This is a genomic window from Staphylococcus sp. AntiMn-1 (assembly GCF_001663395.1).
Taxonomy (GTDB): domain Bacteria; phylum Bacillota; class Bacilli; order Staphylococcales; family Staphylococcaceae; genus Staphylococcus; species Staphylococcus equorum.
Map to the genome: position 1 here is coordinate 1,797,880 of NZ_CP012968.1, position 24,679 is coordinate 1,822,558.

23 protein-coding genes and 1 pseudogene are annotated in these 24,679 nt (G+C 32.2%); 11 read left to right on the forward strand and 13 right to left on the reverse strand.

Translation table 11 applies throughout. The features are described from left to right. Positions 1-30: 30 nt before the first annotated feature. A complete protein-coding gene (locus AOB58_RS08840) occupies positions 31-1,626 on the reverse strand; it encodes a xylulokinase (protein ID WP_002506189.1) in 1,596 nt (531 codons plus the stop codon). Positions 1,627-2,028: 402 nt separating this feature from the next. Here AOB58_RS08840 and AOB58_RS08845 point away from each other — a divergent pair, with 402 nt between their 5' ends. The 4 genes from AOB58_RS08845 (at position 2,029) to AOB58_RS08865 (ending at position 3,760) form a co-directional block, all read left to right on the forward strand. Further along, positions 2,029-2,250, forward strand: coding sequence for a hypothetical protein (locus AOB58_RS08845; RefSeq protein ID WP_021339306.1), 222 nt, complete (start codon positions 2,029-2,031; stop codon positions 2,248-2,250). Then, positions 2,247-2,429, forward strand: coding sequence for a hypothetical protein (locus AOB58_RS08850; RefSeq protein ID WP_064783309.1), 183 nt, complete (start codon positions 2,247-2,249; stop codon positions 2,427-2,429). The genes AOB58_RS08845 and AOB58_RS08850 overlap by 4 nt, the downstream gene beginning before the upstream one ends. 237 nt (positions 2,430-2,666) lie before the next feature. After that, complete coding sequence (locus AOB58_RS08860) at positions 2,667-2,975, forward strand: hypothetical protein (RefSeq protein ID WP_002506191.1); 309 nt, start codon at positions 2,667-2,669, stop codon at positions 2,973-2,975. A gap of 176 nt (positions 2,976-3,151) precedes the next feature. Next, on the forward strand, positions 3,152-3,760 hold the full coding sequence (locus tag AOB58_RS08865) for a stage II sporulation protein M (RefSeq protein WP_021339311.1): 609 nt from the start codon (positions 3,152-3,154) through the stop codon (positions 3,758-3,760). Positions 3,761-3,839: 79 nt separating this feature from the next. Here the strand turns inward: AOB58_RS08865 and AOB58_RS08870 are convergent, their stop codons facing one another. Both AOB58_RS08870 and AOB58_RS08875 read right to left on the reverse strand, forming a co-directional pair. Next, positions 3,840-4,487: an SdpI family protein gene (locus AOB58_RS08870; protein ID WP_002506194.1), complete on the reverse strand. Its 648-nt coding sequence runs from the start codon at positions 4,485-4,487 to the stop codon at positions 3,840-3,842. Between the two features lie 16 nt (positions 4,488-4,503). Continuing rightward, entirely contained in the window at positions 4,504-4,761 is a 258-nt protein-coding gene (locus AOB58_RS08875; RefSeq protein WP_064783310.1) for an autorepressor SdpR family transcription factor, read from the reverse strand. 529 nt (positions 4,762-5,290) lie between these two features. On the opposite strand from AOB58_RS08875, the gene AOB58_RS08880 reads away from it, so the two are divergent. Continuing rightward, the gene (locus tag AOB58_RS08880) at positions 5,291-6,214 is read left to right on the forward strand and encodes an SMP-30/gluconolactonase/LRE family protein (protein ID WP_064783311.1); all 924 of its coding nucleotides are present in this window, start codon (positions 5,291-5,293) and stop codon (positions 6,212-6,214) included. Positions 6,215-6,371: 157 nt separating this feature from the next. On the opposite strand, the gene AOB58_RS08885 is transcribed toward AOB58_RS08880, so the two are convergent. Beyond that, entirely contained in the window at positions 6,372-7,793 is a 1,422-nt protein-coding gene (locus AOB58_RS08885) for an APC family permease (protein ID WP_002506198.1), read from the reverse strand. A gap of 257 nt (positions 7,794-8,050) precedes the next feature. On the opposite strand from AOB58_RS08885, the gene AOB58_RS13590 reads away from it, so the two are divergent. Beyond that, positions 8,051-8,149, forward strand: coding sequence for a type I toxin-antitoxin system Fst family toxin (locus AOB58_RS13590; RefSeq protein WP_141768692.1), 99 nt, complete (start codon positions 8,051-8,053; stop codon positions 8,147-8,149). A 265-nt stretch (positions 8,150-8,414) separates the two neighbouring features. Further along, a complete protein-coding gene (locus AOB58_RS08890; RefSeq protein ID WP_002506199.1) occupies positions 8,415-9,248 on the forward strand; it encodes an aldo/keto reductase in 834 nt (277 codons plus the stop codon). A 515-nt stretch (positions 9,249-9,763) separates the two neighbouring features. Here AOB58_RS08890 and AOB58_RS08895 read toward each other — a convergent pair. Further along, positions 9,764-10,060, reverse strand: coding sequence for a hypothetical protein (locus tag AOB58_RS08895; protein ID WP_002506200.1), 297 nt, complete (start codon positions 10,058-10,060; stop codon positions 9,764-9,766). Positions 10,061-10,477: 417 nt separating this feature from the next. Between AOB58_RS08895 and AOB58_RS08900 the strand changes: the two genes are divergently transcribed. The 4 genes and pseudogenes from AOB58_RS08900 to AOB58_RS08910 all read left to right on the forward strand — a co-directional run bounded on the left by AOB58_RS08900 (position 10,478) and on the right by AOB58_RS08910 (position 13,178). Next, positions 10,478-10,696 carry a FeoA family protein gene (locus AOB58_RS08900; protein ID WP_064783312.1) on the forward strand — a complete coding sequence of 73 codons (219 nt, stop codon included), beginning with the start codon at positions 10,478-10,480 and terminating at the stop codon, positions 10,694-10,696. A 9-nt stretch (positions 10,697-10,705) separates the two neighbouring features. Beyond that, a pseudogene (gene feoB / locus AOB58_RS08905) lies at positions 10,706-12,692 on the forward strand (ferrous iron transport protein B). A gap of 12 nt (positions 12,693-12,704) precedes the next feature. Next, positions 12,705-12,845, forward strand: coding sequence for a FeoB-associated Cys-rich membrane protein (locus tag AOB58_RS13340; protein WP_002506203.1), 141 nt, complete (start codon positions 12,705-12,707; stop codon positions 12,843-12,845). A 12-nt stretch (positions 12,846-12,857) separates the two neighbouring features. After that, on the forward strand, positions 12,858-13,178 hold the full coding sequence (locus AOB58_RS08910) for a CDP-glycerol glycerophosphotransferase family protein (RefSeq protein ID WP_037539352.1): 321 nt from the start codon (positions 12,858-12,860) through the stop codon (positions 13,176-13,178). A gap of 187 nt (positions 13,179-13,365) precedes the next feature. On the opposite strand, the gene AOB58_RS08915 is transcribed toward AOB58_RS08910, so the two are convergent. The 8 genes from AOB58_RS08915 to mnmE all read right to left on the reverse strand — a co-directional run bounded on the left by AOB58_RS08915 (position 13,366) and on the right by mnmE (position 24,597). Beyond that, a complete protein-coding gene (locus AOB58_RS08915; protein ID WP_064783313.1) occupies positions 13,366-15,300 on the reverse strand; it encodes a right-handed parallel beta-helix repeat-containing protein in 1,935 nt (644 codons plus the stop codon). Between the two features lie 14 nt (positions 15,301-15,314). Beyond that, positions 15,315-16,748: an MFS transporter gene (locus tag AOB58_RS08920; RefSeq protein ID WP_002511875.1), complete on the reverse strand. Its 1,434-nt coding sequence runs from the start codon at positions 16,746-16,748 to the stop codon at positions 15,315-15,317. A 526-nt stretch (positions 16,749-17,274) separates the two neighbouring features. Continuing rightward, complete coding sequence (locus AOB58_RS08925; RefSeq protein WP_002506207.1) at positions 17,275-17,835, reverse strand: helix-turn-helix domain-containing protein; 561 nt, start codon at positions 17,833-17,835, stop codon at positions 17,275-17,277. Between the two features lie 227 nt (positions 17,836-18,062). Further along, complete coding sequence (locus AOB58_RS08930) at positions 18,063-19,517, reverse strand: carbon starvation CstA family protein (protein ID WP_002506208.1); 1,455 nt, start codon at positions 19,515-19,517, stop codon at positions 18,063-18,065. 204 nt (positions 19,518-19,721) lie between these two features. Continuing rightward, positions 19,722-20,561 (reverse strand): ParB/RepB/Spo0J family partition protein, encoded by an 840-nt coding sequence (locus AOB58_RS08935; RefSeq protein WP_064783314.1) that lies wholly within the window; start codon positions 20,559-20,561, stop codon positions 19,722-19,724. A 41-nt stretch (positions 20,562-20,602) separates the two neighbouring features. Next, positions 20,603-21,322: a 16S rRNA (guanine(527)-N(7))-methyltransferase RsmG gene (rsmG, locus tag AOB58_RS08940; protein WP_064783315.1), complete on the reverse strand. Its 720-nt coding sequence runs from the start codon at positions 21,320-21,322 to the stop codon at positions 20,603-20,605. Position 21,323: 1 nt separating this feature from the next. After that, positions 21,324-23,201, reverse strand: coding sequence for a tRNA uridine-5-carboxymethylaminomethyl(34) synthesis enzyme MnmG (gene mnmG / locus AOB58_RS08945; protein ID WP_002506211.1), 1,878 nt, complete (start codon positions 23,199-23,201; stop codon positions 21,324-21,326). A gap of 16 nt (positions 23,202-23,217) precedes the next feature. Next, on the reverse strand, positions 23,218-24,597 hold the full coding sequence (gene mnmE, locus AOB58_RS08950) for a tRNA uridine-5-carboxymethylaminomethyl(34) synthesis GTPase MnmE (protein ID WP_031266010.1): 1,380 nt from the start codon (positions 24,595-24,597) through the stop codon (positions 23,218-23,220). Positions 24,598-24,679 lie beyond the last annotated feature (82 nt).

A 24,679-nucleotide genomic window follows, 5' to 3' on the forward strand; every position in this document is an offset into this window, starting at 1 on the left:
ATGCTTTATTCACTGTAACTAACACTTACATTAAGCGTGTTCATCTACTTGTTGTTCCAGTTGAAGAGATGATTTGAAACGTTGAATGTATTTTTTAAAGCTCTTTATATCATTCTCGTTAGGCTCTATAGTAAATTGCTCAGTATGTTTAAAAGCGTGGATACTTAAATAATCGGTTAAATTATTATGCTGTTCTTCTACCAAATATCGTGCTAATACAGCTATCCCCCATGCGCCGCCTTCACTTGCTGTCTTCATCACACTAACCGGACTCTCTAATGCTGCTGCTAAAAACGATTGCGCTACTTTTTCTGTTTTAAAAATACCTCCATGACCTAACATGGTATCTATTTGAATATTTTCTTTTTCTTTTAATAAATCAATACCTATTTTCAAAGTACTAAAAGCACTAAAAATATGTGTTTTCATAAAGTTTTCTATATTGAAATCGCTATTAACATGACGTAAAAACATTGGATAACCTTGTTTTACATCTGTTATAAATTCACCTGAGATATATCCGTATGATAATAGCTTGCCTAGATCTTCGTCTCCATTAAAAGCGCTTTCAAACAACTTTGTAAACAACTCATTTTTATCGTATTTCACATTCATTATTCTAAATACATCTTCAAAAAGTCCAATCCATGCATTAATATCAGAAGTACAATTATTCGCGTGAACCATAGCAACATCATAACCATCTGGTGTTGTTACTATGTCTACTTCTGGATATACATTTTTAATTGGTTGCTCTAATACAATCATCGAAAAGATACTTGTTCCCGCTGAAACATTGCCTGTTTTAGGAGCGACACTATTTGTAGCAACCATACCAGTAGCTGCATCGGACTCAGGAGCACACATTGGGCAACCTGATTTCAGCTGGCCATTTGGGTCAATCAATTTTGCACCTGTTTCTGTTAAATATCCCGCTGACTCACCTGCTACAATTACTTCTGGCAGAATATCTTTAATATCTTGTTGATACCCTAATCCTTGAAATAGTGTGTTAAAGCGCTCCATTAAATCTTCGCGTAACTCTTTTTTATCAGTATTAATTGGAAACATACCAGATGCATCGCCTATACCTAACACTTTTTTGTCTGTTAAATACCAATGAACATAACCAGCTAACGTTGTCATATATTTTACTTTGGATACATGATCTTCGTTGTTTAAAGCTGATTGGTATAGTTGGGCAATACTCCAACGTTCAGGGATATTTACATTAAAATCATTTCGTAATAATTTAGCGGCTTCATTCGCATTGTTATTTCTCCATGTTCTAAAAGGTACTAATAAGTCATCATTTTTATCAAAAACTAAATAACCATGCATCATTCCACTAATGCCTAAAGATGACAAATTAGTGATAGGTATACCGCATAAATTTTTAATTTTTTGAGCCATTTCATTATAACTTTTTTGAATACCTACCCAGACATCATTCATTGAATAAGTCCAGTAACCATTTTCATATTGATTTTCCCATTCATAAGAACCTGTAGAAACTGTATTGCAATGGGGGTCAATTGCTACAGTCTTAATTCTTGTCGAACCAAATTCAATGCCTACTGAAAGTTGACCAGTGTTAACATAATCCTTCAAGACTTCAATATCCATTTGCTTACCTCTTTCTTTATAATATGTAAACGGTGTCAAAAACGTAGATTACGCTTAAATTTCTTGAAATTCAAAGTTTTGCCCTTATAAAAAAATTAAAATTTAAAGTAGACTATATTTTTATTCATAAGTCCTATATGATATTAATTTTGAATTAAAAAGGAAATTTCAAAAAAATATATAGTATCTACTTTTACAAATCTGTCTTTTAGATGGAATAATATAGCAATATTTATATTACATAAGCAATTATTATTATCTTTTTAAGCATTATATTTCTAACAATATATGTAAAATTAAGTATTAAAACCAATAGATTCATGTTAATTTAATTATAAAGTGTTTTTTAATTTTTGTTTTGGTATTAATTGATAAAGTAATTGTTTGGAGGCAATTAAAAATATGAATAGAACTAAATTAAGATTTTACATGCATATAGGGCTATGTATATATGCCATCGCTTACGGCATATTATTACTGTCGACTGACTGGATTTCTTCTGGTTGGTCACTAGCATTCGTATTAAGCTTTGCTGCTATCGGTATCTTAAGTGATATTGTCGCTCCAAAAAGGCGTAATAACTCGGAGAATAGTCAAAAGCGTCAAAGAGATTATATAAAATGAAAATAATTGAGTTAATAACTATTATAGCCATGATTTTATTTACTATTTTAGTAGCTATTGCTGTAGCCAAATTCATTGCAGATAAAGACTATATAGTACTTATATTTGTAAGTATTTCCTGGGTAATTTCTATCTATTATTGCTTTATCTTTTTAAAACCAGAAAATAACAATAATTAAAACAGTGACAATTAAATGAATCAGAGGAGTATATCATATGAACTTACTTAAATATTTTATATTTAATTTAATCGTATTCTTTATTATATTTAGCATACTGCTCCTAATTTTTATAAATGAATATAACATTATCAAAACTATTCTAACGACTATTTTATTCGCATTTATAATGACTGTTTATAAATATGCAGTAAATCAATATAAAAAGAAAAGGAAAAGAAGGAGATGATGAACGTAATGATAGAAATACTTGCACTAATTTATGGTATCGCCATAAGTTTGTGGTTTTTATTCATAGATCGTAACGAGTCAGAAGGATTAAAGAAGAAAATAACCGCTATGTTTTTAATGTTAAATAGCGTTTTATTAATTATATTTGCAGTCATAGGGCTTTTAAAAATTATTGAACTGTCAAATTTTGAAGGAACTTTAATATTATTAGGAATAGCAATGATTCAACTTTCTCTATTAAATAAAAAGAAAGTTAAACCGATTTATATTTACTTTGGTCTAGCTATGCTTGTAATAAATGTGCTTATTAGTTAAAAAATTTTGTATGTTACATGAATCAAAGGAGGAAGTCACATATGTTACCTAAAATGTTAGTCGTTTGTTTATTACTTTTTTATCCGATTTTTGTTAAAGCTATGAATAAGAAAAAGAAAGATAGCTATGAATCATTAAAATAAAAAAGTTAAATAAATGAAAAGAGAAAGGTTCTTATGCTGAATATCAAAGATTCTAATTATTTTAAGAGATCGATAAAAATTTATATTATAACTGTTATTATTTTTATCCTTACTTTTATTTTAGCCATTATTTTTAGCCCATCCTATGAAACTTTGAAAAGCTTAGGCAGTTCATCACATAAAGGTATATCTGAAGCTTATGGTTTAAATAAACTTTGGCAATACATAATAAATAACGGTTTTAGAGTGCCTTTACAAATGTTTATACTATCATTGCTCCCTATTCCTTTTCTATACTATGTAAACCTATTATCAACGACGATAATGACAGGTATTGTATTTGGTTTTGTTGTTCATTTTGATTTATATAAAGGCAGCACAATGGTTATTTCATCTTTTCCACACTCAATAATAGAAATACTAGCAATGTGTTTTGTTATCAGTGGATTATATAAACTGAACAAATCAATAATAAGAAAAATCACAAATATTTTCAGAAATAATAATAAACCAAATCTTTCTTTTAAAATAGCTATAACTAATTTATTGAAAGTTTATATATTAATTGCACTACCCTTATACATTATCTCAGCATTCATGGAAACTTATCTTACTCACTTCATTTATAATCTACTCAACTAGTTATAGTACATGGCACCATTAAAACGCTCGCTTACTATAATATTAGTAAACGAGTGTTTTTTATGGATAAATTTTCCAATTATTCAGCAACAAATTTTTGATATAAATAATATGAATAGCAAAATGGTAACAGAATTAAAATAATGCATAAAGCTATAGTTATAACTGAATTAATTACACTAAATAAACCTAAGATTAAAAATGCTAAACCAACACTGATATAAACACGCGAACTAAACCTTTGGGCCTTTTTCCAAACTGCTTCACTACTTTTAACCCATTTATTTTTAATACCAAACAAACCATTTCTAGGCGCTTTGGGTAAATAATTACCTACAATAATTAATAAAATACCTAAAAAAATTGAAACTAAAAATTCTACAGATACAGATTGTCCTAAAGCACTGAAAATCATAACCATCGAAATTATATATATAAATCCATGTACTAATGGATTAAGCAATCGATTCAAAGATTCGTTATTCGAAAAGGTCGTTTGATTTTTATCTTTAAATATTTTGATATTAGTAATGATATAACAAAAAATCATAATCCCAATCATTGTTATGAAAGCTAAAAATTTATTAGCTGACCAATTTACATCTCCATTTGAATTGTATTGCATTGGAATAGAATTAGGTAAAAATGGTAGTGCAATTAACCATGTTACAATTGCTAAAATAATGATAGATAAACTTGTTTTTGACTGTCTCAGTACTTCTTTCAAAAGCGTACCCTCCTATTTATTCTTTATTAAATTGAACAATCCATTTAATAACTTCCTCAAAAACGGATAAATTCAAGTGATAATAAATATACTTTCCTTGCCTTTCTGTATAGACTAAATCGTTAAACTTCAATACTTTTAAATGCTGTGACACACTTGCTTGACTCATATCAAAGTGATTCGCAATTTCACTTGCTGTTAATTTGTTATCTTTAAGCATTTCCAAAATATCTCTTCTAGTATTATCTGATAACGCTTTGAAAACGTCTCTCATAAATCCCACCTTCAGCCTTTCATTTAATCATTTAAGTATATACTTAAATGATATATTTTAATTTTCACATTGTCAAATAGCATCTTTAATTAAATGAATAGAAATATATCAAAAGCGCTTAACAGAGTATAAACTGTTAAGCGCTTTTGATCGGATGTTGTTATGAAAATATATTTTTTATCACAGTGATTAAGCCTCTAATTATTGAAAGTAATATATCTAGAATAATAGTCATAATACTAAATTTATCTTCTTTATCAAATTTTCTTTTTTTGTCTTTATTGGTCATATAAATTCACAATCCACCTTTTAGAAAATCAAAGTACGCTTAACTATGCTTTCTTTACCTTTATTAATTAAATTATAAACAACTTTGCTATGTGCTACTTAGCAATATTGGTAATTCAAGATTAAATATTGATAGTATGAGATTAGAAACCTTTTAGGTAATTTCATTTATCAACAATCTGTTTACTACAAGGTGCTTTTCCTATAAGACACTTTTATAGAAAAAATTAGGAGGAACATCATGCAAGCCAAATTACTACAAGAAAGTGTACAATCAACTTTTGCAGAAGGTCCTTTATGGGACGATGAAAATCAAAGTTTATTTTGGATAGATAATGTAGAGAATAAAATTCGCGCATATTATCCTCAAACTAATCAATATACTTTTTACCAACTCGAAAAATCTCCAATGTCACTTGCAAAATACTCACAAAATGAACTTATAGTGATTATGAAAGATGGATTTTATCTGTATAATTTAGAAGAAGAAACGTTAAAAGAGATTTTCAAACCAATGGATTTAAATAACAAAATACTTTTAAACGATGCTAAGTGTGACCCTCTAGGTAGACTTTGGGCAGGTACAGTTAATGATGATTTTAGATTGTTTAAAGAAAGCCAAGATAGCACTCAAACTGAATTTCATGGACAAATCGCTAGGCTTTATCGCGTAGAAAAGGATTTTTCTAATATTGAAACAGCAAAAGAGAAAGTAACACTTTCTAATGGGCTTGATTGGGACCCTGTTCGAAATATTATGTATTATATCGATTCTGCTAACCAATCCGTGAGTCAATTTAATTATGATTCGAAAACCGGTCAAATTTCAAATGAAGAGACTGTTTATACTTTTAAAGAATCAGATGGCTTACCCGACGACATGACAATTGATCAACAAGGCATGTTGTATGTTGCTTTATTCAAAGGCGGCGTAGTAGCAAAAATTGACCCTTTCCAGAAAAAATGGATAGACAGTATTACTTTACCAACTTCTACCGTTACATCTTGTGCATTCGGTGGAGAAAATTTAAAAACTTTATTTATGACTACGGCATTGGCACCATTAAATGATTATGAAAAATACCAAGAACCCATGGCAGGCCACATGTTCTCAGTCGATTTAGAAGTTGGTGGATATAAAACGAATATATTCAGAACAACTTAGAAAGTATTGCAGTTTATTTCACCAACATAATTTAGGATATGCTATCAAAAACTGATAAAATCCCCTTCACTTTAGCTACTAGTGAAAGGGATTTTCATGTATTTTATAAAGCCTAAAGGTATAATACGTATTTACACATTTACCAATAATTAGCTATCTATTTCTGCTGACCATTCATCTTAATGGCATAAAATAAATAATATACAATACCAATAATAAACCAAATCAATGTATAGAATTTAGCTTGTCCGCTTAATCCCCAAAACACTGCAAATACACAGATAAAAATAAATATCGGCATAACAGGATAAAATGGTAATTTAAATGCTGGTTCTGGTAAATCTTTACCTTCTCTTTTGCGTAATGCATAAATTCCAATTGTCACAAACATGAATGCGACGAGCGCACCTGCCGAAATCAATTCCGCTAAAAATCCAAATGGAAATACAGATCCGATAACGACTGCGACAATTGTTAATATGACTAAAGAACGGTTAGGTTGATTCTTGGTATTTAACTTGCCTATCCAAGCCGGAAGAATGCCATCACGGCCAAATGAATAAAGCAAACGTGAACCCGCAAGCATCATACCAATAAGTGCCGTAAACATACCTATAACTGAGACAGCCTGTACGATAACAGCAACTGTGCCGTGTCCACTCATACGTAATGCCCAACCTACTGGTTCTGCGTTATCTTTGTATGCTGAGTAATCAAACATACCTACTAACACGAGTGATACAGCAACAAATAATCCAACTGCAATAAGTAGTGACCCTAAGATACCTCGAGGCATTGTTTTCTGTGGGTTAATTGCTTCTCCGGAATTGGCTGCAATAGAATCAAAACCGATATAAGCAATGAAAATAACTGAACTCCCTGCGTATATACCTTGCCAACCACCAAAGGCACCTGCTGCTGTTTCTTTATATTCAGGAATAAACGGTATGTAGTTTCCAAGATTAATAACAGATAAACCTACAATAAGAAATAAGAAAATCGCTAATATTTTTAACACAACAAGTATATTTTGTACGCGTGCTGTTTCTGATGCACCTCTCGCTAACAAGAGTGCTGTGATAATAATTACAATTGCTGCAATAATATCCATTATGCCACCGTTAGTTCCAAGTGAATTGGATAAAGCGTTTGGCAATGATATATCGAAGGGGTCTAAAAGCCCTCTTAAATTGGCTGAAAAGCCTGACGCTACAAAAGAAACTGCAATAATATACTCTGCAATGAGCGCCCACCCTACTATCCAACCAAAAAACTCGCCGAATAATATACTAATCCAAGTATAAGCCGAACCTGCAAATGGCATCACTGAAGCCATCTCTGCATATACGAAAGCTATGAGTGCCGCTACTATAGCTGATACTAAAAATGACAGTGTTACAGCAGGTCCTGTATGATCTGCAGCAACAACACCTGGTAGTGTGAAAATAGCAGTCGATACAATCGTTCCGACACCTAATGCTAAAAAGTCTCTCACACGAAGTGTACGTTCTAAATTTGAATCTTTATTTTGATAACGGGATAAATCTTCTTTCCGAAATACTCTTTTAATGATACTCATTTTGTCTAACTCCTTGTTGTTTTAAAAATAAACATGTTTTTAAGTATAATGATTTTCTAATACAATGTACATGTTGTTTTAAGAAGAAATTAAATAAATTGAGAATGATATTCGTTTTAATTTGTATAATTGAGGAAATATTTGAAGATAAAGTGACAAACTCAAACATATGATAAAAGCGTCGACTTTCTATTATATAATATGGATGTCGCCTATCTCTCAGGCGTCAATTTAGACGTTGAGAGGAGATGAGCTGAATGGGCATATTTTTTATAAATGTCTTAGCCACAATCATCAGTGGTTGCATCATTACCATGTTTACGCAATGGCTTCGTAATCGTGGCGAAAAACAATAGGCGATAGCGTAAGCCACACCATAAAAAGCCCTCACTATTATAGCGAATAGTGAGGGCTTGGTGAACTAAATGGTCATATTTTTTATACCTATATTATAATCACATCGATTTAAAAAATCAATTGAAAATATGATTATTCATAAAATAGATACCTAGGTTACTTTAAAGTGCGTACTTACATTTCTAATCAATCAACGGTAATATAATTAATATAAACATTATTTGAAAATAATTTTAAATCAAAAACAGAAAAGGGAGAACAACTATGCAATATATTGATTTTCATAATGGTAATACTATGCCTCAACTTGGTTTAGGTGTTTTTAGAGTAGAAAATGATGACACTGCAAAAGATGCAGTGAAGCATGCAATTATTAACGGCTATCGCAGTATTGATGCCGCATTAGTTTACGGAAATGAAGAAATGGTGGGCCGTGGTATACAAGAAGGTATGGCTGCAGCCGATATTCGAAGAGAAGATTTGTTTATTACATCAAAACTTTGGTTTGATAGCTTTGGCAAAGACAATGTAGAACAAGGGTACCAAACTTCTATAGATAACTTAGGTCTAGACTACTTAGATCTTTATCTTATTCATTGGCCGGGTACAGATGAGTCTGTCATGATTGAAACTTGGAAAGGGATGGAAGCTTTATATGAATCAGGAAAAGTTAAAAATATTGGTGTAAGTAACTTCAATATTGAGCATTTAGAAGTGTTAAAATCACAAACTTCTATTAAACCTGTCATCAATCAAGTCGAATTTCATCCCTACTTTACACAACAAGAATTAAGAACTTACCTAGATACTGAATCTATATACATGGAGTCATGGTCTCCACTAATGAACGCGGAGATTTTAACAGATGAAACAATCAATGCGATTGCAGCAGAAATTGGAAAATCTCCAGCACAAGTTGTTATTAGATGGAATATAGAACATGGTGTCGTAACGATTCCTAAATCAATTACACCTCATAGAATAGAAGAAAACATTAATATCTTTGATTTCTCATTAACAGCTAATCAAATGGAACGTATTGATGCATTAAATGAAAATAAGAGAATTGGACCTAATCCATTAGAATTAAATGGTTAACAAAAATACAAATATATTATGCTATAACAGAACATAGACAAATCAAATGTGTACAGAACTAAAAAGCTGTACTTTGGGTTAGTATATAATTTTAAAGGTTTGTCTCCTATATTTCGTAGGAGGCAAGCCTTATATTTTTAATTGATTTGTTCATTGTTATAAAAATGTTAGTGATTTAGACCGACTCCTGTGGAGAAAGCATCAGCCGAAGACTACACGCTAAAGCTGAGCTGCTGGAAAGCACGCACAAAAAAGTACCACCTAACAATTACACAGTAGCAGTCTGATATCTAGTCAGTCTTATGGGAATAGGAAAACGAAATCAAATTTCAACTTTTGATTTCGTTTTCCCGTTCCTTTTTTATGTTCTCATTGATATTTCTCATCATTTTTAACATTATAGACGTACTTTAGACAGCCTATCATACTAAAAAGGCTACTGATATAGTTCTAATTACTCCCTATCAATAGCCTTCATATGCTCATTTTATTATTCAATTGTATGACTTTAATCACTATTTCATGCGGTCCAGTATCTCTTCTTGAATTATTTGCAACGCTTCATTATAATCCGTATTGGTATTTTCTTTTGCATTTACAACTAATAAATCTATAAGTTCAATGTCACTCTTTTCACGAACTTCATTTTCAAATTGGTGTAAATGCTCTTCTGAAGTTTCCGTGTTTTGCTTTTCTATTTGATAATATTGATCGGCTCCCAGTCCGCCTTCCTCAATCATCACAGAAATACCGCTAGAACGTGTTTCATTTAATCTTTTGACTTTGATACGTTTATTTTCACGAATAACCATTTGAATCCCTCCTACATTATGCGCATTTTACAAATCCTTAATGCCTATAAACTATTTACATATTACTACTGATTGGATTGAATACAAATCGTCTTGGTGTCTTTATTTTTATGTATTAAAAACTATATTTACGAATCAAAATATCTAAAAAACTGGACCGCTTCATTTCAAGTTTGATTCGAGTGTAATACCTTAAGTGTAAATATACAATGTTTTTGCTCACTTATCTATACCCTAAATTCAAGGTTAATATATATTTCTGATAAATTTTATTATAAGTTTATTGAAATCTATGAACATTGCAATATTTTTTAACAAAATGTCCACAAAATTAAACTCTAAAACTCTTTTATAGTACAAAACTAAGTTGTATAATTGAAAACGCTTATTATTTACAATTAAGAAAGAGTGATGACTATGCTAAATATCGAGACAGCGACTTTGGAAAAACGTTATAAAATTAAAGAGCTAAACATCAAAAATCAGCATATGTTACAACGTTTAAATACGTTAGGTTTAAATTACGGGACAGATGTGAAAATTAAGCAAAAATGTTTATTTAAAGGACCTTGTATTTTAGAAGTTAATGATCAGTGTTTAAGTATACGTGGTTGTGATGCATGTCATATTTTTTAGAGGAAGCACATGAATAATAGCTATTGTATCCTAGGAAATCCTAATGTAGGTAAGACCTCATTATTTAATGCGTTAACTGGCACTTACGAATATGTAGGCAACTGGAGCGGTGTTACCGTTGAGAAGAAGGTCGGCCGTCTAAAAGAGAATGCTGGTAGCCTTATAGATTTACCTGGTATATACGAACTATCACCTATTTCTAAAGATGAAACTGTAGTAACCGACTATTTATTAAACAATGAGTTCTCAGGTATGATTAATATCATAGATGCAAGCCAACTCAAACGAAATTTACAATTAACAGTTCAATTAATGGAATTAGGTGCACCCATTATTATCGGCTTAAATATGATAGATGTAGCCACAAAACGTGGTATTCGTATTAATCAAACTGCTCTAATGAAAAAATTAAAACTACCTTTATTACCTATCATAGCTAGAAGTGGTAAAGGCACGACTCATTTATTACATTCGCTTAAAGACCATTCATTATCAAAATCTAGACCTTTGAAAATAAATTATGGCGATAAATTAGAAGATACAATATCTCGTATTGAAAAATATTTATCTGAACATACTTCTTTCGATAAACAGCTTTTCAGATTTATCGCTATACAATTCCTTTTAGATAATCCTAAAATTCATGAATTACTCGATAAAACCGTGTTAGAAAAAATCATCCCATTACGTGAAACATTATCTGATTTACTAGACTGTTCTATTCGTGAATTAGTACAACGTAAACGTAGTGACTACATAGCTCAATTATTAGACGGTGTGATTGAATATCCTGATGAAGAACAACAATATCTTTCTAATCGTATAGATAAATTGCTAACACATAGAATATTAGGTATCCCTATCTTCTTAGGCATAATGTGGCTCATATTCCACATTACATTTACATGGGTTGGTACACCATTATCTGATCAGCTTGATGAATTTCTTGGTGGTACATTTACCGAAACAGTTAAGTCAGCCATGGACAACCTTGGTGTTGTAGCTTTCTTACAGGACTTAATTACTGACGGAGTTATCGCAGGTGTTGGGGGTGTATTAGTATTCGTCCCTCAAATTATCGTACTTTTCTTCTTTATTTCTTTACTCGAAGATTCAGGCTACATGGCACGTATAGCTATATTGATGGATAGAATTATGGAAACCTTTGGCTTAAGCGGTAAATCCTTTATTCCTATGATTATTGGTTTCGGATGTAAGTATTATGGCTGCACGTAGTATTGAAAGTGAGAAAGAACGTCTTACAACAATTTTAATTGCACCATTTATGTCATGTTCTGCAAGGCTACCTGTATATGCATTATTTGTTGGTGTTTTCTTCGAGCAAAATCAAGCGCTCATTGTGTTAAGTCTTTATGTACTTGGTATTGTCATCGCATTATTAACAAGTGTCTTACTGACTAAAACTGTATTAAAAAATGATGATTCAGTATTTATCGTTGAATTTCCAACATATCGTTTACCTTCTATCAAAACACTTTGGAGAAGTACCTGGGAAAAAGCAAAAGGATTTGTTAAAAAAGCAGGAACATTCATCTTTGCAGGTTCAGTCGTTATTTGGCTATTAAATTATACAGGACCAAGTGGTTTCAATGTAGATGTAAACGACAGCTTTTTACATTCTATCGGAAGTTTCTTTGCAGTTTTAGTTGCACCGTTAGGATTCGGAACTTGGCAAGCAGGTGCGACACTTATTCCAGGATTCTTAGTTAAAGAAGTCATAGTTAGTTCGATGGTTATTATTTACGCTTCAGATGAAGACGGATTAGTAAACATCGTTCAAGATCAATTTACGTCATTATCAGCCTATGCATTTATGATATTTATCCTATTGTACATCCCTTGCTTATCGACTGTAGCAACCATTCGCAAGGAAACCTATTCTTTAAAATGGACCATATTCGCAGTAGCCTACCCTTTAATTGCTGCCTATGTACTGACATTCATCTTCTACCAAGTTTGCCAATTTTTTATTTAAGGATGTGATTTTATGTCGATTATCATTAACATCGTTATATTTTCAGCAATTTTTGGCTACACTATATTTACATTAACTAAATTTATGAAAAAATCCAAAGAAGGAAAATGCAGTTCATGCGGTTCAAAAAATGGTTGTAATACAAAAGAATAACAGTGAACTAAATTGAAATTACGAATTAAAGAACTTTATATTATAGCTGATGCAATGATTACAGATTATTCATCGACAATATTTGATTACGCTCACTTAAGTAAACCTATATTTTTACTTCAAGAAGATGATAAAAATTATCAAAATGATGTTGGTTTTTACTTTGATATATTTGAATTAGGTGATTTCCCTGAAGTACCGTCTGATGAAAGACAATTAGCAAATCAATTGAAGAACATTAAAAACATCCAATATTCTAAATTGATTAACAGACTTATGACAAAAGATAAGCATGATACCAGCAAAAAGATATTAAAAGAAGTCTTTTCATAAACTTAAAAACCAAAATTAAAATAGTCAGCCTCTGAGCTAACAATGTTTCAAATAAATGAAAAACCCCCTAAAATTTAGATTTTAGGGGGCTTCAAATTGTGGTCGTATCACATTTATTAAAGATAGAGTACTTTAATTATCTTGTGCGTTTTATCTGTATCATAATGACTTAGTCCTTTAGATATTCTTAAATTTCAGCACGTTTCCAAATTAACACTTTGTTTTCACCAGCTTGTAAACTTTCAATTGGTCCTAACAGTGTAGTATCCGTTCTCATATTTTCTACTAAATCAGTATTAATACTGATTGGCATTTCGTTCGGACTTTCAAAGTCTGCATCTACTAGTCTTACTTTAGGTAAAGTATCACTTGATTGGGTTTCTCCTTTAATTTCAAAAAATGATGGTGGTAATGAAATGTTAAGATATAAACCTTCTGATTCTTCTTCTAAAGATAATGCAGGATTAAAGTTCTCATCTATTAAATTATTTTCTTCTTTTTCAAAGTGTTTGGCTTTATTGAAATAAGCATTATTGTTAATAAAAACAGGTTGTTTTATTTTATGATACGCTTGGTGATCTCCTTCTTCTTGAGAGACCAAATACTTATATTCTTCTAAAGATGTTGTATAACCATTATACAGTTCCGTTCCAATATTATTTACAGCATTTTTCCCTATAAATATATTATTGTAGAATCTATCGTCTCCTCCATAGACTGGAGCAAATCCAGCGACTAATGTACTATGTGGCACATGATAAGGCGTTGATCTATCTAGCATCAATCTATGAACCATTTCACCGTTAATAATATTATTAACGTAAGCACCACCTTGTGCATGATTATCTAAAGCGTAATCAGCAGTTAATATATTATTATCGACGAGATAAGGTCCGCTTGTCACTTCTACAAAAAGATCCCTTGTATTTTCATTAAATATATTTTTACTAATTCTTGTTCCTTGAGTTTGCCAATCAAACCACATACCTAAAGAGCAGTTATGAACGTAATTATTATAAACTTGTGTATCTAAAGCCGCATGTAGTTTAATACCGGCAATTTCATATCCGAAAAACGCTCTTCTATTACCAATATTAAAGATGTGGTTATTATATATTTCACTAAAAGCGCACCCTAAATGTCCCACAATAGCATTTTGTCCACAATCGCTAATTTTATTATTTCTAATAATGTGTGATCCTATTGTTTCTTTATTCCAATCAGCGTTAACAGCACTAAAAACTGTTTCTATTTGGTATTGATAGCCAGGTTTATCTTTTCTAATTGAACTAAAGTTTTGTCCGGTAGATATCTCTTTACCAATTGAAACACCACTACACATTGAATCATGTATATAATTATTTTCTACGATCCATTTTTTACTCCAATTCGTATCAATCAAACCAGTTTGTTTAGCTGTAGGTGGAGACCATTGTGTTGCAGCATGCGCTAATTCAAAATTACGAATCGTTATATAATTAGTATGTGTTTGATTTGGCGAAAATACATGTTCTCTGACGTTTATTTCTATTAATTCTTCATTTGGATTATTGTTTTGAAAATTAGCGTAAATTGTAGTACTATTTTCATTTACTTCCGCATACCATAAAAATGTCGATAAATCAGCGTAATCAAAATCAACTTCTTTTTCAGTCCAATGATCAAATACTTTTTCGATTTTTTGTGGATTTTTCAATCTCTCAAAAGTACTTACTTCAAATAGTGCATAACCATTTAAATATACTTGCCCTAAAGTCTGGTTATTATCAACCTCAAGCCAATCACCAAATAATTTCACTGAAAACGGATTAAATGTTTTGAATAATTGATTAGGCACTTCTACTTTCCATATATTTCCTTCTACAAGATGCCAATCGTTTATTTCTTCAGAGCCTTTTATAGTAACTTTTTCATTTTTTGCACTTTCAAATGTAATTCTGCGAGACTCGCTTAATCCTGAATTTATGTCGTTTATTTCTTCTCTATATACGCCTTCATGAACGATTACAGTATCCCCTGGTAACGCAAGCGAAGCCGCTTTGTTAATTGTTAATAATGGCTCATCCTCAGACCCTTTAGCAAAATCTGATCCTGTTTTAGCTACATATAATTTTTTTGACATAATATAACCTCCGCTTATTTATATATTTGTTTATTTCTCAATTCTCCCACTTCATTATTTCTTATTTGGTCCTTAACTTTACCTATGAATTTTTCATAATTTAAAAAGAATGTGACAATCATTATTAGTGTAACCATTAAAAACGGAAAGTATATTTGCATCGATTTTATGGCAAAAATAGTACTTTCAGATTGTATTGAAGCTCCTGCGACATAACCACCGATAGACAATGACCACCCTACAATAGCTGACTGTAGACCGGATCCGATTTTCATCCCAGCACTAGCCAAACTAAACACTGAGCCTTGTACTGGAACTCCTGTTTTCCAATATATAATATCGCCAATATCTGCAACAATACCACTTAGTGCAGCAGTAAATGGTACGATTCCTATACCATTTATAACTAAACCTATAACTAACATAGTTAAGTTTTCCGAGAACAAACTCATAATGATATAAGAAATAATTGATATTACTAAACCAATAATGATACTTTTCTTAATTCCAACCTTTTCTGAAAATTTAGCTGCAAGAAGTAAACCTAAAATTGTTGGGATTAAAGTAGAAAAACTTAAAAGTGCCATAACATTTTCATCGTTAAAAATATACGTAGCATAATATATTCTCATGCTATTATCTGTTTGACGTAAATACCATAGTAAATATAAAACAATAGTAATAAGAAAGTATTTTTCTGTTATTAATGTTTTTATAATTAATGTAAAAGGTATGCGTTTTTTTTGTTTTTTGACACCTTTTTTATCAACGTGGTCATATTTCTTAGTCGCAACGTTTCTTTCTGTTACAAAATATCCTGCAATCATTAATGGTATAGCACATAATGCCCCGTAAATAATAGATGTAACCGTCCAACCTTGTTGACCACCACCAAATCCATTAACTAAAAATGTGGTAAATGTCGTAATACACAACACACTTAAGTTAGCAAAAATAAAACGAATACTTCCCAATGAAACACGGTCAGTTTCATTCTTTGTCATAAACGACACAAGTGAAGAATACGCAACGTTATTAGCAGTGTAAAAAACGACTGATATCAAGGAGTATACTACGAATATATAAGTGATTTTTCCAGTATCTCCAAGTGATTGTGGCACGTTAAATAATAAAATTGTTAAAATACCTAATATAGGAGCAGTCCAAAATACCCATGGCTTGGCCTTGCCCATCTTTGTATTTGTATTGTCAATAATACTTCCCATAAACAAATCCGAAAAACCATCTGCAAATCGACAAATTAGAATGATAGTACCGATAACAGCACCAGCAATTCCCACTACATCAGTCATATAAATTATTATAAAAGATGCAATAAAGGTCCAACTATAATTTGCTCCAAAATCCCCGATACCAAAAGTAAGTTTCTCTGGCATTCCTAATCGTTCATTCTTATCACTTTGTTTAGAATCATAACTATCGGACATAACCCCACCCCATTAATTTTTAATGTATGTCTGCTCATAGATGATTAACAAAACAACTATTCATAAATTAGAATGTCCAAACCAGTAATATGTATAGTTATTTTTACGCGTTAACTTTTAGCAATTCCCCCTTATTTTAGTTGGTTTGTTAATTTAACTAACCAAATTAACGTTAATATATCACCTTATTTATTATTTGTAAACGCTTTCTTAAATTAAGGTAGTTTTTTACTCTTTTAAATCAAATGCAATTTAAATGTAAAAATTCCCTTGATATTAATGATACTTTTTTGAAATGAATACCGATAAGCATGCATGTATCTTGATTTTTAAGGTATTTCATTATGTACATAATCTACAAATATATTTATTAAATTGTAGGGAGTTGATTACTACTAAACTGGTCATTCAAATCTTTATTGCGATAATTCTTAATGGAAGTTATAAAAACACTAAAAAGTTCATTCAGTCCCGTTTACATAAAAAAGCATCTCTCAAAATTTGAAAGATGCTTTTACTATATTTTTTATTTAAAAAAATACATACTTAATAACATAATGATTAAAAAACCGCCTACGGTTAATACGAAGGTATATATAAATGTTAGGGTATTTCTTAGTTTTGTAGTATTAACCTCATTAGGATCTTCACCCTTCATAAAAGCTACGATTCGATCGTAAGTTTGCATATTATTAGACTTCTTAATTAAATCTACTTTGATAGAAGCGTACATCGCAATAATAAATAGCACAACCTCAATGACTATGCCAATCGTTCCCCAATAATAAATTGCTGGACCAAATAAAATCGCTGCTAATAACATCGGCCACACCATTAAATGTGACCACAAGTTAAAGTTCGTTTGCTTTAATTTCTGTTCCATAATCTCCACGTCTCCTTTGACTAAATCGTCTAAAGAAACATCAAACAATGAACTAAGCATAAGTAAATTATGAACATCTGGATAACTCTTATCATTCTCCCAATTAGAAATTGTTTGTCGTGAAACATATAATTTCTCTGCTAAATCTTCTTGAGATAAATAATCACGCTGTCTGAAATACTTAATTTGAGAACCTAAATTCATTGTCATGCTCCTTTGACTTGAGATTAATATGGAAATCATTATTAGACTACCAAAGTTCTTTGACATATGCACCTTTTCAATTGTCAAAATGCTTTTACACCTATGATATCAATGTTTTTAAGACTACCTTTAGACATCATAAAGGGAGCGAGATAGAAATCAAAATCTGATTCCGTATTCCGCTCCCTAAAGACTAACTATCATCCAAATACTGCCAATATAAAAACTTAAGTTGTTTGTTGCTGATATTGAATTTGGTGATCTAATTCAAATTCTTCACCTGCAGTGATTTTCTTATATTGATAACCAAAGTACAGAATCCATAGTATCGTCAGGCCAAACGCTAACACATAGCTTAATGTAAGATCTAATCCTAAACCAATTGGCTGACTAAGAATATACGTAAATATATTCCATGTCATGAACACGGCTGGTATTGCTGCAACCCAGAAATTCTTTTTAGCCATGAGTAGATACATAGCCCCGACCCATAACGCAACAGTGGCAGTTGTTTGGTTAGCCCAAGAGAAATAACGCCAAAGTACTGTGAAATCTACTTGAGTCAAACCGAAACTAATTACAAATAATGGTGCAGCTACGATAATTCTTTTGACAACACTACGTTGACCATAATTTAAATAATCCGCAATAATCATTCTAGCACTACGGAAAGATGTGTCCCCACTTGTAATCGGTAAGATGATTACGCCTAACACTGCCATTGTTCCAAATACAGAACCTAATAATAGATGAGAAGCTTCACTTACCACTAATGCTGCCTCACCACGGGCTAATACATCACTAAGTCCATTGTAACCATTAAATAGACTCATGCCTGCTGCTGCCCAAATCATAGCGATAATCCCTTCAGCAATCATCATGCCGTAAAAGATAAAACGACCATTATTTTCTTTTTTCGTTGTTCTAGAAATAATTGGTGTTTGAGTCGCATGGAAACCAGATAATGCCCCACAAGTAATCGTGAAGAATAATAATGGGAAAATAGACGCCCCATCAGGATGCATGTTTTTTAAATTAATTTCTGGAATCGGTGCGCCCGTTTGAATAAGACGGAACCCTATACCAACCGCACTGATTAATAATAATGCCCCAAATATTGGATAAATACGACCAATAATTTTATCAATAGGTAAAATTGTAGAAAGAACGTAATAAATAAAGATAACAAAAATAATGATACCTAATGCAATACGTCCGTCTAATAAATTATGTAATAATAATGCCGGGCTTGTAACAAATACTGTCCCTGTTAAAAGTAATAATAAAATAGAAAAAATATTAACAAAGTGTTTCATCACTTTTCCTAAAAACTTACCAGCAAGCTCAGGTAAATGAGCGCCTTTATTTCTGATTGAAATCATCCCAGTTAAATAGTCGTGAACCGCCCCTGCAAAAATACAACCCACAACAATCCAAATAAATGCGACAGGCCCATAAAGTGCTCCCATAATTGGTCCGAAAATAGGACCAACACCAGCGATGTTTAATAACTGAATCAGTGAATTAGATGATGTCTTCATCGGTAAGTAATCGACATCGTCCCTTTGATGAAATGCTGGCGTCGGTCGTTCTACTTTTGTGCCAAACATCTTATCGATGTATTTACCATAAGTGAAATAACCTATAACTAATAAAATAATAGATACGATAAACGTGATCATATTATCATCCCCCCCTTTAGATAATGTGTAAGCGTTTTCTTAATTTAATCACAGTTTCTGATTTATCACAATATTACAATGGAATTTTTATATTAACTTAATAAAATTTAAACATAAAAAAGACTGTTAGATTTCCAACTAGGATTCTAACAGTCAGTGATTTAATCTAGGATCTATTTCCCAGATTGTTTTATTTTGGTTATATTAACGTTTGTATAATTTAATCTTTATTTCATAATAGTCGTCATGATCTTTAGCTTGATGTTCATACTTAATACCGCTTTTTTCAATACTTTCAAGACTTTTACCAACTGCATCACGTGCGTCAGTTAAGTCTTTTTCAAATCCAAATGTTTGAGCCGTCACCTTTTCAGGGCCAACTTTTTGTTTCACTCGTGCTTCTGTTTGTTTTACATTTAGCTTCTGGCTAATAACAGTTTCAACCATTATTTCTTGATTTTCTTCTGACAAACTTAACATTGCACGAGCGTGACGTTCAGTAATCTTACCTTCACGTAAACGTTCGATGACTTTAGGTGCTAATTTTAATAAACGCAGTTTATTAGCTATGAAACTTTGACTTTTACCAACACTTTTAGCTAATTCACTCTGTGTGGTATCCCCGATTTCCAATAACTTTTTATATGCTTCCGCTTCTTCAACGACAGATAGGTTTTCACGTTGAATATTTTCAATAAGTGCAACCACTGCAGTCTCTTCATCATCTAAATATCTAATAATGACTTCTGCGTGTGTTTTACCAAGTGATTGAAACGCTCTAAATCTACGTTCACCAGCAATAATTTCAAACATATCTTCTTCTATTGGACGTACGACGATAGGCTGTAACAAACCATGTTCTTCTATTGATTCTGCGAGTTCTTTTATCTTATTTGGCTCAAATACTTGTCTTGGTTGATAACGGTTTGGCACAATACGTTCGATATGAATAGATTCGACGCTATTATTATGATCTTCTTCAATATAACCAACAATGTCATCTTTGTTCTTTAAACCAAATAATTTAGAAAAAGGTTTCTTCATTTTCCATGCGCTCCCTCTAAATTAATTGTATTGATTTGCATTTACTTGTTAAGCAATGGAGACTTATTCGGTGTTCCTGGTTTTCTAGGATACTTCTTAGGTGTCTGACTTCTCTTGTCTATAAGGATCATTTGTCTCTCGCCTGCTTCTTCTGGCAATTCATATGAAATTGTTTCTCGAACTTTACCACCCAAGATACCTAAACCGAAACGTGCTTCTTCTAATTCTTCTTCACCTTTAGAAGATTTTAAAGCGATGAATTGACCGCCTTTCTTAACTAAAGGCAGACACAATTCACTTAATACTGAAAGTCTAGCAACAGCACGTGCAGTTACAATATCATAAGACTCCCTGTAGACTCCTTTGCCAAACGTTTCGGCACGATCATGCACGAAATTTACGTTTTCAAGGTCTAGCGCTTCCGCTAATTGATTCAAAAATTTTATACGTTTATTTAACGAATCTACAATTGTAACTTTTAAATTCGGATAAATAATTTTCAAAGGAATGCTTGGGAAACCAGCACCAGCACCTATATCACAGATTGTTAATTCTTTAGTCAAATCCGTATAAAAACTTGGCGCAATTGAATCATAAAAATGTTTCAAATACACTTCATGTTCTTCAGTGATACTTGTTAAATTTATTTTTTTATTCCATTCAACAAGCATTTGATAATACGTTTGAAATTGTCGTTGTTGTTCTTCAGAAAGTTCTATTCCTTGTGTACTGAGTTGCTTAGTTAACCATTCTACACTCATCTTAATTTTTCACCCTTTGGATTTTTCCTTGTTCAAGAAAAACAAGTAAAATTGAGATATCAGCTGGATTCACACCAGATATACGAGAAGCTTGCGCAATGTTTAATGGCTTAACTTCTGTTAATTTTTCACGCGCTTCAGTCGCTAAACTATCTACCACACTGTAATCTAAGTCTTCTGGAATTTTTTTCTCTTCCATACGTTTTACTTTTTCAACTTGTTGTAACGACTTGTTGATGTAGCCTTCGTATTTCGTTTGAATTTCTACTTGTTCTTCAACATCAGATGGAAGTACATGTGATTCATCCAGAATTTCAAGAATTAGGTCGTAAGTCATTTCAGGACGACGTAACAATTCTAATGCTAAAATACCATCTTTCAAGCGAGAACCACCTTGTGCTTCAATAATTTCTTGAACGCGATCATGTGGTTTCACTCGGATGCTAGCTAAACGTTCTTGTTCTGATTTTATCATGTCTCGTTTTGCATTAAAACGTGCATAACGCTCTTCAGAAATCATTCCTAATTCATGACCTAAATCAGTTAGACGTAAATCTGCGTTATCATGTCTTATTAATAGACGGTACTCTGCACGAGAAGTTAATAAACGGTAAGGTTCATTTGTACCTTTCGTAACAAGATCATCAATTAATACACCGATATATGCGTCAGAACGGCTTAATACAACTTCATCTTTATTTTGTACTCTAGCTGCTGCATTAATACCAGCCATAATACCTTGTCCAGCCGCTTCTTCATAACCTGATGTACCGTTGATTTGACCAGCAGTGTACAAGTTTTTGATTTTTTTAGTTTCAAGTGTTGGCCATAATTGTGTAGGTACGAGTGCATCGTATTCAATTGCATATCCTGCACGCATCATGTCTGCTTTTTCTAGACCAGGGATTGTTTCTACCATTTGTCTTTGTACATGTTCTGGAAGACTTGTAGATAATCCTTGTACGTAAACTTCATTCGTATTACGTCCTTCTGGTTCTAAGAATAATTGGTGACGTGGTTTATCGTTGAAACGCACAAATTTATCTTCAATTGATGGACAATATCTTGGACCTGTACCTTTAATCATTCCTGAATACATTGCTGATAGATGTAAATTATCATCAATCACTTGGTGTGTATCAGCATTTGTATATGTTAACCAACATGGTAATTGATCTAAGATGTATTCAGTAGTTTCAAAACTAAACGCTCTACCTACATCGTCACCTGGTTGGATTTCAGTTTTAGAATAATCAATTGTTTTCGCATTTACACGAGGTGGTGTACCTGTCTTAAATCTAACAACTTCGAAGCCAAGGTTTCTTAAATTATCAGCTAATGAAATAGATGGTAATTGGTGGTTAGGGCCACTTGAATATTTCATGTTTCCTAAGATGATTTCACCACGTAAAAATGTACCTGTTGTAATAATAACTGCCTCTGCCCAGTATTCTGTTCCAATATTAGTACGTACGCCTTTAATCACATCATCTTCAATCATTAAGTCATCTACCATGCCTTGCATAATATCAAGGTTTTCTTCATCTTCAATTACTTTTTTCATTTCTTGTTGATACAATACTTTATCTGCTTGTGCACGTAATGCTCTCACTGCTGGGCCTTTACCCGTGTTTAACATACGCATTTGAATGTGCGTTTTATCAATCGTTTTGGCCATTTGTCCACCTAAGGCATCTATTTCACGCACGACGATTCCTTTTGCCGGTCCACCAACTGATGGATTACATGGCATAAACGCGATATTATCTAAGTTAATTGTTAACATCAGCGTTTTTGCACCACGTCGAGCTGAAGCAAGTCCTGCTTCAATACCAGCATGCCCGGCTCCTATTACTATTACATCATATTCTTGAGCCATACTATTTTCCTCCTTATTATTTTCCTAAACAGAACTGACTAAATAATTGATCTATCAATTCATCACTTGCGGATTCTCCGATGATTTCACCTAATATTTCCCAAGTTCTCGTTAAGTCAATTTGAATCATATCCATTGGTATATCTGATTCTGCTGCATCTATTGCATCTTGAATTGTATTCCTAGCCTCTTTTAACAATGAAATATGCCTTGAATTAGATACATACGTCATATCTTGATTTTGAACATCGCCACCAAAGAATAAATCTCTAATCTGTATTTCTAATTGATCTATTCCTTCTTGCTTTAACATAGAAGTTTGGATTAACGGCATATCTCCAACCATTGCTTTAACTTCATCTATATCCAATTGTTTATCTAAATCCATTTTATTTACAATAACAATCGCGTCTTCATTTTTGATTACTTCATAAAGTTTACGGTCTTCTTCAGAGAGCGCTTCGTTATAATTTAATACAAATAAGATTAAGTCAGCCTCGCCCAATGCTTTTCGAGAACGTTCAACACCTATGCGCTCTACAATATCTTCAGTTTCACGAATACCTGCTGTGTCTACTAATCTTAGTGGTACACCTCGAACGTTAACGTATTCTTCTAATGTATCTCGTGTCGTTCCTGGCACTTCTGTAACAATAGCTTTATTATCTTGGATTAGATTATTAAGCATTGATGATTTACCAACATTCGGTTTACCGACAATTACTGTAGACAAACCTTCTCTCATAATCTTACCTTGCGTACCAGTTTCTAATAATTTATTAATCTCTTCTTTAATTTCACTTGATTTACCTAATAAAAATTCTGTAGTAGCGTCCTCTACGTCATCATATTCTGGGTAATCTATATTAACTTCGACTTGTGCAAGGATTTCGAGAATGGATTGTCGCTGTCGCTTAATCATATCACTCAAACGGCCTTCTATTTGATTCATTGCAACTTTTGATGCACGATCGGTTTTAGAACGAATAAAATCCATTACCGCTTCCGCTTGAGATAAATCAATACGTCCATTTAAGAACGCACGTTTCGTAAATTCTCCTGGCTCAGCCATACGTGCCCCATTACTCATTGTTAATTCAAGCACTCTATTAATTGTTAAAATACCACCGTGACAGTTGATTTCAACAATATCTTCACGGGTAAAAGTCTTCGGTGCACGTAGCACAGAAACCATTACTTCCTCTATAACTTCTTCTGATTCCGGGTCAATAATATGACCATAATTAATTGTATGAGATGTTACGTCTACAAGTTTTTGTTTTCCTTTAAATAACTTGTCAGCAACGTTAACTGCATCAGCACCAGATAAACGTACAATACCTATCGCACCTTCGCCCATTGGCGTGGATATACTCGTTATTGTATCTAAATCCATCATCCATCTCGCCTCCTTTATTGTCTAAATTTTATCATTATAATATTGTAAAGAGTTTCCTATCAAAAAGCGAACATCTTGA